Annotated in this window: 17 protein-coding genes and 1 riboswitch; of the genes, 14 read left to right on the top strand and 3 right to left on the bottom strand. The window is 73.4% G+C overall.

Annotated features, from left to right (window positions below; translation table 11 throughout):
* The 12 genes from fmt to ACK8GG_RS13560 all read left to right on the top strand — a co-directional run bounded on the left by fmt (position 1) and on the right by ACK8GG_RS13560 (position 12,053).
* The gene (gene fmt, locus ACK8GG_RS13615; RefSeq protein ID WP_440353824.1) at positions 1–927 is read left to right on the top strand and encodes a methionyl-tRNA formyltransferase; all 927 of its coding nucleotides are present in this window, start codon (positions 1–3) and stop codon (positions 925–927) included.
* Entirely contained in the window at positions 924–2,453 is a 1,530-nt protein-coding gene (locus ACK8GG_RS13610) for an RsmB/NOP family class I SAM-dependent RNA methyltransferase (RefSeq protein WP_440356468.1), read from the top strand. The genes fmt and ACK8GG_RS13610 overlap by 4 nt, the downstream gene beginning before the upstream one ends.
* A gap of 110 nt (positions 2,454–2,563) precedes the next feature.
* Positions 2,564–3,244: a ribulose-phosphate 3-epimerase gene (gene rpe, locus ACK8GG_RS13605; protein WP_440351870.1), complete on the top strand. Its 681-nt coding sequence runs from the start codon at positions 2,564–2,566 to the stop codon at positions 3,242–3,244.
* A complete protein-coding gene (locus ACK8GG_RS13600; RefSeq protein ID WP_440351871.1) occupies positions 3,241–4,203 on the top strand; it encodes a GGDEF domain-containing response regulator in 963 nt (320 codons plus the stop codon). Before rpe ends, ACK8GG_RS13600 begins: the two co-directional genes overlap by 4 nt.
* An 83-nt stretch (positions 4,204–4,286) precedes the next feature.
* A riboswitch (FMN riboswitch) is annotated at positions 4,287–4,459 on the top strand.
* Between the two features lie 155 nt (positions 4,460–4,614).
* Entirely contained in the window at positions 4,615–5,676 is a 1,062-nt protein-coding gene (gene ribD, locus ACK8GG_RS13595; protein ID WP_440353826.1) for a bifunctional diaminohydroxyphosphoribosylaminopyrimidine deaminase/5-amino-6-(5-phosphoribosylamino)uracil reductase RibD, read from the top strand.
* A gap of 2 nt (positions 5,677–5,678) precedes the next feature.
* Positions 5,679–6,335 carry a riboflavin synthase gene (locus ACK8GG_RS13590; RefSeq protein WP_440353827.1) on the top strand — a complete coding sequence of 219 codons (657 nt, stop codon included), beginning with the start codon at positions 5,679–5,681 and terminating at the stop codon, positions 6,333–6,335.
* Positions 6,335–7,030, top strand: coding sequence for a nicotinamide riboside transporter PnuC (gene pnuC / locus ACK8GG_RS13585; RefSeq protein WP_440356595.1), 696 nt, complete (start codon positions 6,335–6,337; stop codon positions 7,028–7,030). Before ACK8GG_RS13590 ends, pnuC begins: the two co-directional genes overlap by 1 nt.
* Positions 7,027–8,295: a bifunctional 3,4-dihydroxy-2-butanone-4-phosphate synthase/GTP cyclohydrolase II gene (locus ACK8GG_RS13580; protein WP_440356467.1), complete on the top strand. Its 1,269-nt coding sequence runs from the start codon at positions 7,027–7,029 to the stop codon at positions 8,293–8,295. The genes pnuC and ACK8GG_RS13580 overlap by 4 nt, the downstream gene beginning before the upstream one ends.
* 5 nt (positions 8,296–8,300) lie before the next feature.
* Positions 8,301–8,768 carry a 6,7-dimethyl-8-ribityllumazine synthase gene (ribH, locus tag ACK8GG_RS13575; RefSeq protein ID WP_440356466.1) on the top strand — a complete coding sequence of 156 codons (468 nt, stop codon included), beginning with the start codon at positions 8,301–8,303 and terminating at the stop codon, positions 8,766–8,768.
* A gap of 66 nt (positions 8,769–8,834) precedes the next feature.
* Entirely contained in the window at positions 8,835–9,812 is a 978-nt protein-coding gene (locus ACK8GG_RS13570) for a sulfotransferase family protein (RefSeq protein ID WP_440353828.1), read from the top strand.
* Positions 9,813–9,894: 82 nt separating this feature from the next.
* On the top strand, positions 9,895–10,515 hold the full coding sequence (locus ACK8GG_RS13565) for an ABC transporter ATP-binding protein (RefSeq protein WP_440356465.1): 621 nt from the start codon (positions 9,895–9,897) through the stop codon (positions 10,513–10,515).
* 173 nt (positions 10,516–10,688) lie between these two features.
* Entirely contained in the window at positions 10,689–12,053 is a 1,365-nt protein-coding gene (locus tag ACK8GG_RS13560; protein ID WP_440356464.1) for a DUF6297 family protein, read from the top strand.
* Between the two features lie 44 nt (positions 12,054–12,097).
* On the opposite strand, the gene ACK8GG_RS13555 is transcribed toward ACK8GG_RS13560, so the two are convergent.
* The 3 genes from ACK8GG_RS13555 to ACK8GG_RS13545 are packed head-to-tail and all read right to left on the bottom strand — an operon-like array spanning position 12,098 to position 14,558.
* Positions 12,098–12,841: an amino acid ABC transporter ATP-binding protein gene (locus tag ACK8GG_RS13555; protein ID WP_440353831.1), complete on the bottom strand. Its 744-nt coding sequence runs from the start codon at positions 12,839–12,841 to the stop codon at positions 12,098–12,100.
* Between the two features lie 3 nt (positions 12,842–12,844).
* Entirely contained in the window at positions 12,845–13,690 is an 846-nt protein-coding gene (locus ACK8GG_RS13550) for an amino acid ABC transporter permease (RefSeq protein ID WP_440351881.1), read from the bottom strand.
* Between the two features lies 1 nt (position 13,691).
* Positions 13,692–14,558, bottom strand: coding sequence for an ABC transporter substrate-binding protein (locus tag ACK8GG_RS13545; RefSeq protein WP_440356463.1), 867 nt, complete (start codon positions 14,556–14,558; stop codon positions 13,692–13,694).
* A 120-nt stretch (positions 14,559–14,678) separates the two neighbouring features.
* Here ACK8GG_RS13545 and ACK8GG_RS13540 point away from each other — a divergent pair, with 120 nt between their 5' ends.
* Together ACK8GG_RS13540 and hisG are read left to right on the top strand one after the other, a co-directional pair.
* A complete protein-coding gene (locus ACK8GG_RS13540; protein WP_440353833.1) occupies positions 14,679–14,942 on the top strand; it encodes a phosphoribosyl-ATP diphosphatase in 264 nt (87 codons plus the stop codon).
* A 42-nt stretch (positions 14,943–14,984) separates the two neighbouring features.
* Positions 14,985–15,830, top strand: coding sequence for an ATP phosphoribosyltransferase (gene hisG / locus ACK8GG_RS13535; protein WP_440351884.1), 846 nt, complete (start codon positions 14,985–14,987; stop codon positions 15,828–15,830).
* Positions 15,831–15,904: the final 74 nt, after the last annotated feature.

The following is a 15,904-nucleotide window of genomic DNA, read 5'->3' as shown; positions in this document are numbered from 1 at the left end:
ATGCGTCTTGTCTTCGCCGGCACGCCGGCTGTGGCCGTACCCGCCCTGGACGCGATCGCCGCCTCCGGCCACGAGCTGGCCGCCGTGGTGACCCGGCCCGACGCCCCCGCCGGGCGCGGCCGGGGCCTGGTCCGCTCTCCCGTCGGGGCCTGGGCCGACGAGCGCGGCATCGAGGTGCTCACCCCGGCGCGCCCCCGCGAGCCGGAGTTCCAGCAGCGGCTGCGCGAGATCGCACCGGACTGCGCACCGGTGGTCGCCTACGGCGCCCTGGTGCCCACCCAGGCGCTGGAGATCCCGCGCCTGGGCTGGGTGAACCTGCACTTCTCGCTGCTGCCCGCCTGGCGCGGTGCGGCCCCCGTGCAGCACGCCGTGCTCCACGGCGACGAGGTCACCGGCGCCAGCGTCTTCCAGCTGGAGGAAGGGCTGGACACCGGCCCCGTCTTCGGCACCCTGACCGACGAGATCGGCCCGGCTGACACCTCGGGCATCCTGCTGGAGCGGCTGGCGCACTCCGGTGCCCAGTTGCTGGTCGCCGTCCTCGACGCGCTCGAGGCCGGCACCGCGGTAGCCCGCCCGCAGCCGGCCGACGGCGTCACCCTCGCCCCGAAGCTCACCGTCGAGGACGGCCAGGTCCGCTGGGGCGATCCGGCCTTCGGCGTCGACCGCCGCATCCGCGCCTGCACGCCGGCGCCGGGAGCATGGACGACCTTCCGCGGCGACCGGGTCAAGCTCGGCCCGGTCAGCGTCGTCGCCGACGGCCCGGAGCTCAAGCCCGGCGAGCTGCTGGCGGAGAAGTCCCGCGTCCTGGTGGGCACCGCCACCACGCCGGTGCGCCTGGGCGAGGTCCGGGCGGCCGGCAAGAAGGCGATGGCCGCCCCCGACTGGGCCCGCGGAGTCCGCGTCGCCACGGGGGAGTCCTTCGCATGACGGCTCCCGAGGAGCGGCAACCCGAACCCCGCCAGGCCGGCTTCCACCCGGCCGGCCCGCGCCGCAGCCCCGCACCGCCCGAGCGCCGCGGCAACGACCGCCGCGGCGGCGACCGGGGACGCGACGGCCGGGGCCGTGACGAGCGCGCTGCCCGGCCCCGCGGTCCGGCCACCGACCCGGCCCGGCAGGCCGCCTACGACACCATCGCCGCCGTGCACCGCGACGACGCGTACGCGAACCTGGTCCTGCCCCGGCTGTTGCGCGACGCGCAGCTGTACGGCCGCGACGCCGCCTTCGCCACCGAACTGACCTACGGCACGCTGCGGGTGCGCGGCACCCTCGACGCGATCATCGCCGCGGCGGCCGGCCGGGACATGGAGCGCATCGACCCGCCGGCCCGCGACGCGCTGCGCCTCGGGGCGTACCAGCTGCTCTACACCCGGGTGCCGGCGCACGCGGCGGTCTCCTCCACGGTCGACCTGGTCCGTTCCGTCGCCCCCGGCGCCGCCGGCTTCGGCAACGCGGTGCTGCGGGAGATCTCCGGCAAGCGCCTCGACGACTGGATCGCGCAGCTCGCGCCGGACGAGGAGACCGACCCGGTCGGCTACCTGGCGCTGGCCCACAGCCACCCCGAGTGGATCGTGCGGGCCTTCGCCGAGGCGCTCGGCACCGACGACCGCTCCGACCTGATCCGGCTGCTCATCGAGGACAACGAGGCCCCGCCGGTGCACCTCTGCGCCCGGCCGGGTCTGGCCGACGCGGTGGCGCTCGCCGACGAGGTCGGCGGCGCCCCTGGCGCCTTCTCGCCATACGCGGTCTATCTGGGTCAGGGTTCGCCCGGCGACCTGGCCGCGATCCACCAGGGGCGGGCCCACGTGCAGGACGAGGGTTCGCAGCTGGTGGCCGCGGCGTTGGCGCAGGGCGAGCTTTCGGGCAGCGACTCCCGCTGGCTTGATCTCTGCGCCGGCCCGGGCGGCAAGTCCGCGCTGCTCGGCGCGCTCGCCGCGCAGCGTGGTGCGGAGCTGACCGCGGTGGAGGTCAGCGAGCACCGGTCCCGGCTGGTCTCCCAGGCGGTGCAGGGGCTGCCGGTCACCGTGCTCACCGCCGACGGGCGGACCGTCGGCGAGGATCCGCAGCTGCCCGAGGGCGGCTTCGACCGGGTGCTGGTCGACGCGCCCTGCACCGGGCTCGGATCGCTGCGCCGCCGTCCCGAGTCGCGCTGGCGGCGGCAGCCTTCGGACCTGTCGCAGCTGACCCGGCTGCAGCGGGAGCTGCTCACCGCCGGGCTGCGCGCGGCGCGCCCGGGCGGGCTGGTCGCCTACGTCACCTGCTCGCCGCACCGGGTCGAGACGCACGTGACCGTCACCGAGTCGGCGCGCCGCGCCGGGGTGCCGGTCGACTTCGTCGACGCCCGCGAGCTGCTGCCGGCCGGCATGCCCGGTCTCGGTGACGGGCCGACGGTGCAGCTCTGGCCGCACCGCCACGGCACCGACGCCATGTTCCTGGCAGTGCTACGTCGCACCTGAGCGTTCTCCGGCAGTGCTACGTCGCACCTGAGCAAGTCCGACGCGCCGGGGCGCCTCTCACGGGGTGAACCCGGCGTGTCGGGACGGCGTCGCGTTCGTACACTGGCGCGGTGACCGTACCTCCCCCGATCATCGCGCCCAGCATCCTCGCCGCCGACTTCGCCCGCCTCGCCGAAGAGGTCCGGGCGGTGGAGGGCGCCGCCGACTGGCTGCACGTCGACGTGATGGACAACCACTTCGTGCCCAACCTGACCATCGGCCTGCCGGTGGTGCAGAGTCTGCGCGCGGTGACCGAGATGCCCTTCGACGTGCACCTCATGATCGAAGACCCGCGTCGCTGGGCGCCGGGTTACGCCGACGCCGGGGCGTACAACGTCACCTTCCACGCCGAGGCGTGTGACAACCCGGTGGCGCTGGCCAAGGAGCTGCGTTCGGCCGGTGCCAAGGCCGGCCTGGCGATCGACCGGGACACCCCGATCGAGCCGTACCTGGACATCCTGCCCGCCTTCGACACCCTGTTGATCATGACGATCAAGGCGGGCTTCGGCGGGCAGCGCTTCATCCCCGAGCTGCTGGAGAAGGTGCGCGCCGCCCGCCGGCACGCTGCCAGCGGCCACCTGGAGCTGCGTATCGAGGTCGACGGCGGCATCGCCGCCGACACCATCGAGCAGGCAGCCGAGGCGGGCGCGGACGCGTTCGTCGCCGGCACCGCCGTCTACGGCGCGGCCGACCCGGCCGAGGCGGTACGCCGGCTGCGCGGTCTCGCGGAGCGGGCCATCGTGACCCCGTGACCACCGAACCGGCCGGTGAGCGGCCCGACCTGATCCTCGTCGTCGACGACGACGAGGACATCGCCCGGTTCGTCGAGGTCAACCTGCGGCTGCAGGGTTTCGAGGTCGCCCACGCCCGCGACGGGCAGGAGGCACTGGAGATGATCGAGCGCCGCCGCCCCGACCTGGCGGTGGTCGACCTGATGATGCCGCGCGTCGACGGGCTGGAGCTGACCCGGCGGCTGCGCGCCGACCCGATGACCTCCGCCCTGCCGGTGATCATGCTGACCGCGAAGGGGATGACCTCCGACAAGGTGCACGGCCTCAACGCCGGCGCCGACGACTACCTGGTCAAACCCTTCGACACCGCCGAACTGGTGGCCCGGGTCGGCTCGACGCTGCGGCGCAACAAGGAGTTCCGGGAGGTCTCGCCGCTGACCGGCCTGCCCGGCAACAGCCGGGTCCGCCGGGAGATCGCCGAGCGGGTCCGCCACGAGGTCGACTTCGCCGTCGGCTACATCGACATCGACCGGTTCAAGAGCGTCAACGACCGGTACGGCTTCGTCCGCGGCGACGACTTCATCAGCGCCCTGGCCGGCAGCCTGCACCGGGCGGTGATCTCCGTCGGCGCGCCACCGGCGTTCCTCGGGCACATCGGCGGCGACGACTTCGTGATCATCTCCACCCCGGCGCAGGTACGGCCGCTGACCGAGGCAGCCGTCACCGACTTCGAGCGCACCGCCGACACCCTCTACGACCCCGACGACGCCCGGCGCGGCTACGTGGAACTGCCCGACCGGCGCGGCAACGTGCGCAGGGCGGCCCTGGTCACCCTCTCGATCGGGGTGGCGCTCTCGGTGGCCGAGCGGCGGCTGACCGACCCGGTCGAGGCGATCGAGGTGGCCTCGCGGATGAAATCACTGGCCAAGCACCAGCCCGGCTCGTACGTGGCGATGGACCGCCGCCGCACCGAACGGTGAATTAGCGCTCACCTGGTGGAACCGTGGCGCCCCTCACTGGCGGATCACCGGGGTGAACGTGTAAGACTTCCTCCATACCCACCACGCGCTGGCGGGGCTCGGTGAAATTCCGAACCGGCGGTGATCCACGGTCCGACCGTGGTAAGCCCGCGACCCGAGGCGGCTAGTCCGCCCGGTGGACCTGGTGAGAATCCGGGGCCGACGGTTGAGTGCGGCACTTTGCGCGCTCAGACAGTCCGGATGGGAGACAGCGCGCGGGACGGATGGGTGGTTCGTGGCCGCTGCCCAGCGGTTTCCATGTGACCGCCAGGTCCGGGGTCGGCGCCGCCGTTCCCCGAACCCTTCCGCCGCCGTGCCATGTCCCCGCTTCGCCGCGCACCCGCAGGGCGAGCGAGAGGACCGGACGGGCCGATGCCGAGCGTCTCCGTCGACGAGGCGATGGGCCGCGCTGTCGCGCTGGCCGCCCGCGGGCTCGGCACCACCAGCCCCAACCCGGTCGTTGGCTGTGTCCTGCTCGACGCCGCAGGCGAGGTCGTCGGCGAGGGCTTCCACGCCTACGCCGGCGGGCCGCACGCCGAGATCGTGGCGCTGGCCCAGGCCGGCGACCGGGCCCGCGGTGGCACCGCCGTTGTCACCCTCGAACCCTGCGACCACACCGGCCGTACCGGCCCCTGCAGCCAGGCGCTGATCTCCGCGGGGGTGGGCCGGGTGGTCATCGCCGTCGACGACCCGAACCCGATCGCCGCCGGCGGCGCCGCGACCCTGCGCGCCGCGGGCATCGAGGTCGTCACCGGGGTGCGCACGGCCGAGGCGGAGGCCGGCAACATCGCCTGGCTGACCGCCGTACGCCGCGGCCGGCCGTACGTGATCTGGAAGTACGCCGCCACCCTCGACGGCCGCTCGGCCGCCGCCGACGGCACCAGCATGTGGATCACCGGCGAGGAAGCGCGGATGGACGTGCACGCGCTGCGCGCCACCGTCGACGCGGTCATCGTCGGCGTCGGCACGGTCCTCGCCGACGACCCGCGGCTGACCGCCCGCAACCTGCGCGACGGCAGCCTGGCGATCCACCAGCCGCTGCGGGTGGTCGCCGACACCCACGGCCGTACGCCCGCCGGCGCGCAGGTCCGCGACGCCGCCGCCCCCACCTGGATCGCCACCGCCGCCGATGTCGGCGCCGGGCCGGACGGCCGGCTGGACCTGACGGCGCTGCTGCGCGGACTGCACCAGCGCGGGGTGCGGGCGGTGCTGCTGGAGGGGGGACCGCGGCTGGCCGGGGCCTTCCTCGCCGCCGGCCTGGTCGACCGGGTCGTCGGCTACGTCGCCCCGAAGCTGCTCGGCGCCGGGGCGCCGGCCCTGGCCGACGCCGGCATCACCACCATCGCCGACGTCATCGACCTCGACATCACCGAGGTCACCCGGATCGGCTCCGACCTGCGCATCACCGCGCTGCCACGCCCGAGGGGGAACTGAACATGTTCACCGGAATCGTCGAGGAGCTGGGCGAGGTCGTCGCCGCCACCGACACCGGCCGGGACTCGGCCCTGCTGGCCATCCGCGGCCCGGTTGTCACCGCCGACGCCGGCCACGGCGACTCGATCGCCGTCAACGGTGTCTGCCTGACCGTCGTCGAGGTCGACGCCGGCGTCTTCACCGCCGACGTGATGGGGGAGACGCTGCGCCGTTCGGCGCTCGGGGCGTTGCGACCGGGCAGCCGGGTCAACCTGGAACGGGCGATGGCGCTCGGCGGGCGCCTCGGCGGCCACATCGTGCAGGGCCACGTCGACGGCGTCGGTGAGGTGCTGCGCCGGGAGCCCGCCGAGAAGTGGGAGACGGTGACGTTCCGGCTGCCCGACGCGCTGGCCCGGTACGTCGTGGAGAAGGGCTCGATCACCGTCGACGGCGTGTCGCTGACCGTCGCCGCAGTCGGCGCGGACTGGTTCTCCGTCGGCCTGATCCCCACCACGCAGGAGCTGACGACGCTGGGCCTGCGGCAGCCCGGTGACCCGGTGAACCTGGAGGTCGACGTGCTGGCCAAGTACGTCGAGCGGCTGCTGGGCCCGCGCGCCGACGACACCGCCGCCGCGCTGGCCGCGGCCCGGGCCGCCCTGGTGAAGGACGACGAGGCGTGATGGAGGCGCTGCGCTGGCTGCTCGGCGCCGAACTGGTCGTCGCCGGTTCGGCGGTGCTCTGGCGGGAGATCGTCGGCAACGTCTTCGGCCTCGGCTCGGCACTGCTCGGCATGCGCCGGCTGGTCTGGGCCTGGCCGGTCGGGATGATCGGCAACGCGCTGCTGCTGACGGTCTTCCTCGGCGGCGTCTTCGCCACCCCGCAGGACCGCGACCTCTACGGGCAGGCCGGGCGGCAGGTCTTCTTCTTCGCCGTGAGCGTCTACGGCTGGTGGAACTGGTCGCGCAGCCGGCGCTCCGGAGTCAACGGCGAGGGCGTCGCGGTGGTGCCGCGCTGGGCCGGGCGCCGCGAACGGCTGGTGCTGCTGGCCCTGGCTGTGGCCGGGATGGCGGTGGCGTACCCGGTGCTGTCGGCGCTGGGCTCCTGGGGCCCGCTGCCCGACGCCTGGATCTTCGTCGGCAGTCTGCTCGCGACCTACGGCATGGCCCGCGGGTACGTCGAGTTCTGGTTGATCTGGATAGCGGTGGACGCCGTGGGCGTACCACTGCTGATCAAGGGTGGTTTCTACCCGTCGGCGGCCATGTACCTGCTGTACGGGTTCTTCTGTGCCGCCGGCTTCATCAGCTGGCTCCGCACCTCGCGGGCGTACCGGCGGTTGCCGGCCGGCGGTTCCACATACGCGGAGGCGATCGCATGAGCACGTTCGGCACTATCGAGCAGGCGCTGGCCGACGTCGCGGCCGGGCGGCCGGTCGTGGTCGTCGACGACGCGGACCGGGAGAACGAGGGCGACCTGATCTTCGCCGCCGAGCTGGCGACGCCGGAGCTGCTCGCCTTCATGGTCCGCTACAGCTCCGGCTACGTCTGCGTGGCGCTCACCGGCGACGACTGCGTACGGCTGGACCTGCCGCCGATGCACCACACCAACCAGGACCGGCGTGGCACCGCGTACACGGTGACCGTCGACGCCCGGGAGGGGATCAGCACCGGCATCTCCGCCGCCGACCGCGCGCACACCATCCGGCTGCTCGCCGACCCCGGCACCGACGCGGCGATGCTGTCGCGCCCCGGGCACGTGGTGCCGCTGCGGGCCCGCGAGGGCGGCGTGCTGACCCGCCCCGGCCACACCGAGGCGACCGTGGACCTGACCCGGCTGGCGGGGCTGCGCTCCGCCGGGGTGCTCTGCGAGCTGGTCAACGACGACGGCACGATGATGCGGGTGCCGGACCTGGAGAAGTTCTGCGCCGAGCACGGCCTGACGCTGATCACCATCGCCGACCTGATCGCCTACCGGCGCCGGCACGAAAAGCAGGTCGAGCAGGTGGCCGAGGCGCGCATGCCCACCGAGTACGGCGTCTTCCGCGCCCTGGGTTACCGGGCGGCGCACGACAACGCCGAGCACATCGCGCTGGTCTACGGCGACATCGGCGCCGGTGACGACGTGCTGGTGCGGGTGCATTCGGAGTGCCTCACCGGCGACGTCTTCGGTTCGCTGCGCTGCGACTGCGGCCCGCAGCTGCACGCCGCCCTGGCCCGGGTCGCCAAGGAGGGGCGGGGCGTGGTGCTCTACGTGCGCGGCCACGAGGGGCGCGGCATCGGCCTGCTGCACAAGCTGCAGGCGTACCAGCTGCAGGACCTGGGGCGGGACACCGTCGACGCCAACCTGGACCTCGGGCTGCCGGCCGACGCCCGCGACTACGGCACCGGCGCGCAGATCCTCTACGACCTGGGTGTGCGCTCGATGCGGCTGCTGACGAACAACCCGGCCAAGCGCGCCGGACTGGAGGGGTACGGGTTGACCATCACCGGACGCGAGTCGCTGCCGGTGCGGGCAACCCCGGAGAACGTGCGCTACCTGCGTACCAAGCGGGACCGGATGGGGCACCTGCTCGGCGGCGAGCTGGACCAGGTGCCGGAGGAGCCGGCGGAGCGGCCGGAGATCAACGGCAGGATCGGAGCGTAAGGACGATGGCGGGATTCGGCGAGCCGGGGGTCACCGAGGTCGACGCGGCGGGAATGACCGTCGGGGTCGTGGCGGCGCGCTGGCACGGTGAGCTGACCGACCACATGCTCGACCGGGCGGTCGCGGCGGCGAAGGCATGCGGGGCGGAAACGGTCGTGGCCCGGGTGGCCGGCTCGGTGGAGCTGCCGGTGGTGGCGCAGGCGCTTGCCCGCTGCTGCGACGTGGTGGTGGCGCTCGGTGTGGTCATCCGCGGCGAGACTGCCCACTTCGACTTCGTCTGCCGGTCGGTGACCGACGGGCTGACCCGCATCGCGCTGGACACCGGCAAGCCGGTGGCGCACGGGGTGCTGACGGTCAACACCATCGGCCAGGCCCGCGACCGGGCCGGGTTCGACGGTTCGGCGGAGGACAAGGGCTGGGCGGCGACGGTGGCCGCGCTCGACGCCGCGCTGACGATCCGCGCCCTGGGCTGAGACGTCGGCCGGTTCCGGCCGTCGGCATGCGGTGACTTGACGGCGTGAGCGGTCGTTGGACCGGGCATGGGTGACGACCGGCCGATCTTTGTCTGTGGAGCTCCGCGCTCGGGAACCACGATGCTGCAGTTGATGCTGCACGCGCATCCGCGGATCGCGATCCCGCCGGAGACCCGGTTCGTGCTGGAGTCCTACGGCCGGCGCCGGGACTTCGGCGACCTGACCGATCCCGTACGACGCCGCGCGCTGGCGGAGTGGATCACCCGCGGCAGCGGCCGTTACTTCGCCGACCTGGGGTTGGACGCGAACGGGGTGGTCGAGGAGATCGTCGCCGAGGCGGGCACCCTCGGCACCGCCCTGGGCGTGGTCTTCCGGGCGTACGCGCGCCGCTTCGGCAAGCCGCGCTGGGGTGACAAGCGTCCGGCGTACGTGCGCAACCTGCCGATCCTGGCGCGGCTCTTCCCCGACGCGCAGTTCGTGCACATCATCCGCGACGGCCGGGACTGCGTGACGTCGCTGACCGAGATGCCGTGGCACCGCGGCGGGGTGAACCAGGCGATCGCGGCCTGGGCGCAGGCGATCGACCACGGCCGGTGGGCGGCCCGGACGCTGGGGCCGGACTCCTACCACGAGGTGCGCTACGAACGGCTGGTCGCCGACCCGGAGTCGGAGCTGCGGGCGCTCTGCGGGTACCTGGGGGAGGAGTACGACCCGGCGATGACCGCCCCGGACCGGATCGCCGGGGAGTCGGTGCCGACCCGCAAGACGTGGCACAAGCGGACCCGCCGCCCGGTCGGCAGCGACCGGGTCGGCCGGTGGGCGGCCCGCCTGACCCCGGCGGAGCTGGGGCTCTGCGAGTCGGTGCTCGGCGAGCGGCTGCGCGCCCAGGGCTACGAGCTCTCCGGTGCGCCACGACCGCCGGCCGCGCTGCGCCTGAGCTACCAGCGGCACGCGCTGCGGCACCGGCTCGCACCGCTGCGGCGTACGGCCGTACGCACCGCGGACCGGCTGCCCTGGACGCCCGCGGTGGCCGCACGCCTGTGACGGGCCTCGCGCCCCGGCTCTGCGGCGGGGCCGGGTGGGTGTGGCCGGTCGGCGGCTCGCCGGTGAATGACAGACTGCCGTCATGGCTCTGCTCGAGGTACGTGCGCTGACCCGCCGCTTCGGCGAACGGATCGTGCTGGACACCATCGACTTCGACCTCGAGCCCGGCCGGATCGCGGTGCTGGTGGGCCCGAACGGCAGCGGCAAGTCGACCCTGCTGCGCTGCGTGGCCGGTGCCGAGCGCGCCGACGAGGGGGAGGTGCGCCTCGACGGCCGGATCCTGGACGAGACCCACCCCGACATCCGGGAGGCGGTGGCGGTCGGGCTCGACGACATCGACTTCTTCGCCGACCTCTCCGTCGCCGAGCACCTGGAGCTGCTCAGCTTCGCCCACGGCGGACGCGACCGCGACGGTGTCGACAGGGTCATCACCGAGTTCGGGCTGCAGCCGGCCCGCGACCAACTCCCCGCCACCCTCTCCAGCGGTCAGCGCCGCCGCCTCGCCCTGGCCTCCTGCTTCGTACGCCCTCGCCGGCTGCTGATCCTCGACGAACCCGAACAGCGCCTCGACACGGTCGGGTTGAGCCGGCTCACCACCCGGCTGCTGCGGGAGAAGGAGGCCGGGGTGGCGGTGCTGATGGCCTCGCACGACGCCGACCTGGTCGCGGCGGTGGCCGACGAGCGGATCGAGATGGGGGAGTGACCACCCCTCCGCTGCAGCAGAGCGGCCCTGCCGGCGAGCCCGCGCCCGGCCCGTCCGCCGGTCTTGTGTCGGGCCCGTCCGCCGGGTCTGCGCCCGGACCGTCCGCCTCGTCTGTGTCGGGCCCGTCCGCCGGGTCTGTGCCTGGGCCCGGCGCCGCGCTAACGCCCGCGCCGGTGCGGGAACTGCGCCGCCGGCTGCGCGCCGGCCGGCGCCGTCACCACCCCGAAGCCCTCACCGAGCTCCTCGGTGACCTCTACATGCTGCTGCTGGGCGCCGTCATCTACGGCGCGATGTTCCTCAGCGGCGCCCCCGCGCAGTGGCGGGCGATCAGCGACTCCGGTGACCCGGCCGCCCGTTCCTGGCTTGCGTTCGCCGGGCTGCTGGCCGGCACCGGGCTGCTCTGGCAGGCGCTGCGCGCCTTCGGTCCGCTGCTGGTCGGCCCGGCGGCCCTGAGCTGGGTGCTCAGCGCGCCGGTCGACCGCCGGGCCTGGCTCCGTCCCCGCTTCGCCGGGCTCATCGGTGCCGCCGCCGCGTCCGCCGCTGTCTTCGCCGTCTTCGCCGCGGTCGCCGGTGGGCGTACCGACGGCACCGCACTGGCCGTCGCCGGCCTCACCGGCGCGGTCTGCGGCGTGGCGATCGCCGGTCTGGCGGTGGTCGCCCAGTCCCAGCCGCGCCATCGCTGGCCCCGGCTGGCCGGGCCGGTCCTGCTCGGCGCCGGCGCGGCCGTAGCACTCGGGGTGGTCGTCGCCGACCTGGCCGGGGTACGGATCACCCCGCCCGCCCTGCCGTTGACCGTCACCCTGCTCGGGCTGGGGTTGCCGGTCGCACCGGTGGTGGTCGTGATCGCCCTGCGGCGGCTGCACCGACTCGACCGGGTAGCGCTCGGCGGCGGCGCGGGCCTGGCCAACGCGCTGCTGGTCTCGGCGATGTCGGTCGACCCCGGTCAGCTCGCCGCCATGGTCGAGACCCGCCGCAACCGCCGTACCGGACGGATCCGCGCGCGGCGGCTCTGGCCCGCCGGCCGCTGGTGGATGCTGCTACAGGCCGAACTGCTCCGGCTCACCCGCCGGCCGGGCACGCTGCTCGCCTTTGCCGCGCTGGTGCTGGCCCAGTACGCGCTGGCGCTCGCGCTTCCGTCCCTGGCCGCGGTGGCACAGGTCGTCGGCGCGTATCTGGCGGGCAGCCGGTTCACGGCGGGGCTGTCGCAGATCAGCCGGTCGCCCGGGCTGCGCCGGATGCTCGGTGGCCCGGACTGGCTGCTGCGCCTGGTGCATCTCGTGCTGCCGACCGCGGCGGCCGGGCTGTTCTGGCTGCTCACCGTGCCCGTCGGCGCCGGTCTCTCCGCGGACTGGGCGTGCGCGGTGCTGGCCGGGGTGGTGGTGGCGATCTACCGTTCGGGCAGCCGTCCGTCGATGAGCTACGGCGGCGCGTACGCGGTGACCCCGATGGGAATGATCCCGGTGGACCTGCTGCGGCAGATCTTCCGCGGCTGGGACGTGCTGATCGGCATCGCCCTGCTCGTGCTGCTCCTCGCCTGACCCCGCCGCTCAGAGCCGGCCGGGTAGGAGCGGACGCAGCCCGCTCAGAGTCGGCCGGCTTCGATGATGCGGTGCAGGAACTGGCGGGTACGGGCCTCGATCGGGTCGCCGAGCACCTGCGCGGGCGGGCCCTGTTCGATGACCCGGCCACCGTCGAGGAAGCAGATCCGGTCGGCCACGTCACGGGCGAAGCCCATCTCGTGGGTGGCGAGCACCATCGTCATCCCGTCGGCCTTCAGGTCCCGGATCATCGTCAGCACCTCGCCGACCAGCTCCGGGTCGAGCGCCGAGGTGACCTCGTCCAGCAGCATCAGCCGCGGCGAGTTCGCCAGCGCCCGGACGATCGCCACCCGCTGCTGCTGACCGCCGGAGAGCCGGTCCGGGTACGCGTCGGCCTTGTCGGCCAGCCCCACCCGGTCCAGCAGCTCACGGGCCTGGCGTTGCGTCTCGGCCCGTTCCCGCCGGTGCACCCGGCGCGGGGCGAGGGTGATGTTCTCCAGCACGCTCAGGTGCGGGAAGAGGTTGTACGACTGGAACACCATCCCGATGCGCCGGCGTACGGTGTCGGGGTCGACCCGCGGGTCGGAGATCTCCTCGCCGTCGAGGGTGATCGTGCCGTCGTCGATCTCCTCGAGGAGGTTCACGCAGCGCAGCAGCGTCGACTTGCCGGAGCCGGAGGCGCCGATCAGCGCCACCACCTCGTGTTCGCTGACGTCCAGGTCCAGGCCGTTGAGGACGACGTTGCCGCCGAACTGCTTGCGCAGTCCCCGGCATTCCAGCAGCGGCATCTCTCAGCCTCCCGACTGACGCCGGGCGGCCCGCAGCGTCACCCAGTCGGTGACCGCGATCAGCGGGATCGCGAGCAGCACGAAGAGCGCCCCGGCGACGATGTACGGCGTGTAGTTGAACGTTTCGGCGGTGGCGATCTGCGCGGCGCGTACGGCGTCGATGGGGCCGGCCAGGGAGACCAGGCCGACGTCCTTCTGCAGGGCGACCACGTCGTTGAGCAGCGGCGGGGCGACCCGGCGCACCGCCTGCGGCAGGATCACGTGCCGCATCGCCTGCCGGTAGGTCAGCCCCAGCGACCGGGCGGCCGCCCACTGGCTCGGGTGCACCGACTCGATGCCGGCGCGGAACACCTCGGCCAGGTATCCGCCGTAGGTGAGCACCAGCGCCAGCCCGCCCAGCACCAGCACGCTCGGCATGCCCTGCAGCCGTAGCCCCGGCACGCCGAGCGTCAGCAGGTAGAGCACGATGATCAGCGGCAGGCCCCGGAACGTGTACGTGTAGCCGGTGGCCAGCGCCCGGACCGGGAAGAAGACCGGCCCGCGCAGGGTCCGCAGGATCGCGATGATCAGGCCGAGCAGCAGCGCGCCCGCGGCGCAGAAGACCAGCAGCCGCAGGTTGAGCCAGAGCCCTTTGAGGATGTCCGGCAGGTACTCGCGGCCGATGCCCGGGTCCAGGAACGACTCGCGGACCCGGTCCCAGCCCGGGGCGCCGGTCACCGCCACCACCAGCAGCGTGCCGAGCACGGCGGTGGAGGCGGCGGCGATCAGCACCGACCGGACGGTCTGGCGGCGGCGGTACGTCTGCCGCCGCCGCTGGACCTCCGACGGGGTGTGGTCGAGCAGTGTCACGTCAGGACAGTTCGCGGGCGCCGGCCACGTCGGCCAGCCACTCGGTCTCCAGCTCGCCCAGGGTGCCGTCGGTGCGCAGGGCGTCGACGGCGCCGCTGACACAGCCGGTCAGCGCCGAACCCTTGTCGAGCACCAGGCCGAACTGCTCGGCGTCGTCGCCGACCTGCGGCACCTGGCCGACGATCACGCCGTCCTCCAGTTCGGCGGCGGTGATGTAGAAGGCGGTCGGCAGGTCGACGACGAGGCCGTCGATCTGGCCGTTCTGCAGGGCCTTCTTGGCGTCGTCGTTGCTGTTGTAGACCAGCGGCTCCGCGCTCGGCTTGATCACGTCGGTGATCGCCTTGTAGCTGGTGGTGCCGACCTGCGCGCCGAGCTTGGCGCCGGCCAGGTCGGCCAGCGACGTGGCGCCGGCGATCTTCGACGACTTCAGCGCGATGACGGTCTGGCGCACCTGGTAGTACGGCGACGAGAAGTCAACCGCCTGCTTGCGCTGATCGGTGATGGAGAACTGGTTGATGTCGAAGTCGAAGCTCTTCTCGCCCGGGGCGATGGCGTTGTCGAACTTGACCCGGGTCCAGACCACGTCGGCGTTGTCGTAGCCGAGCTCCGCGGCGATCGCGTACGCCACGGCCGACTCGAAGCCCTTGCCGTTGGCCGGGTCGTTGTCGGCGAACCACGGCTCGTACGCGGGCTCGTCGGTGGCGATCGTGAGCTTGCCGGCCGTCACGGTCGACAGGGAGTCCTTGGTGCACGCGGTGGCGGAGGCGCCGCCGGCGGCGGGCTCCGACTCCTGCGGGGCGCAGGCGGCGGCCGAGGCGAGCAGAGTGAACGCGGCCGCGACGGCGACCGGGGTGCGGCGGATGACCATGGCCGACAGCTTAGGCCCAGCTCGGGGCGGGTGTGGAGACCGTCCCACCCCCTGATCGCCGCGCTGTGATCTTGAACCCGATTGACGCCCCGATCCAGGGGAGCTGAAAGAATCCCCGGTGTGAAGACGTTCGAAGAGTTGTTCGCCGAGCTCCAGGCGAAGGCCGCGGCCGGCGACCCCTCCTCCGGCACCGTCGCCGCCCTCGACAAGGGCGTGCACTTCATCGGCAAGAAGGTCGTCGAAGAGGCGGCCGAGTCGTGGATGGCCGCCGAGCACGAGGGCCCGGAGCGCACCGCCGAGGAGATCTCCCAGCTGCTCTACCAGACCCAGGTGCTGATGCTGGCCAGCGGTCTGACCCTGGAGGACGTCTACCGACATCTGTGAGTGCCCCGTCCCGGTCGATTCCCCGAACCAAGGAGCACTTGCATGCTGCGTGTCGCCATCCCCAACAAGGGCACCCTCTCCGAGCCCGCCGCCCAGATGCTGCGCGAGGCGGGCTACCGCCAACGCGGCGAGAGCCGTGACCTCGTCTGCCACGACGAGGCCAACGACGTCGAGTTCTTCTACCTGCGCCCCAAGGACATCGCCACCTACGTCGGCTCCGGCGACCTGGACCTCGGCATCACCGGCCGGGACCTGCTCGTCGACTCCGGCGCCCCCGCCGAGGAGGTGATGGACCTCGAGTTCGGCGCGGCGACCTTCCGCTTCGCCGCCCGCCCCGACACCATCGCCTCCCCGAAGGAGCTGGGCGGACACAAGATCGCCACGGCGTACCCGGGGGTGGTGCGCAGCTACCTCGCCGAGCACCGGATGGAAGCCGACGTCATCCGCCTCGACGGCGCCGTCGAGAACGCCGTACGCCTCGGAGTGGCCGACGTGGTCGCCGACGTGGTCTCCACCGGCGCCACCCTGCGCCAGGCGGGCCTGGTCATCATCGGCGAGCCGCTGCTGCGCTCCTCGGCGCTGCTGATCCGCCGCGCCGGCGCCACCGAATCCACCCAGGCCGAGCAGATGGTCCGCCGGCTGCACGGGGTGATGGTGGCCCGCAAGTACGTCATGCTCGCCTACGACGTCCGCGCCGACCTGCTGGAACGCTCCAGCGCGCTGACCCCCGGCATCGAATCGCCGACCATCTCCCCGCTGCACCGCGAAGGGTGGGTGGCGGTGCAGGCGATGGTGCTCCGCAGCGAGGTGCACCGGATCATGGACGAGCTCTACGACCTGGGGGCGCGGGCCATCCTGGTCACCAACATCCACGCCTGCCGCCTCTGAGCCTGGCGGCGCTGATTCGGACGCGGTGTCGACCGGACTGATCGTTGGTCCGGTCCCGGCGCTGATCGAGGCCC

The sequence above is a fragment of the Melissospora conviva genome (genome assembly GCF_049523535.1).
GTDB lineage: Bacteria > Actinomycetota > Actinomycetes > Mycobacteriales > Micromonosporaceae > Melissospora > Melissospora conviva.
This window is presented reverse-complemented; position numbering and strand designations above follow the sequence as displayed.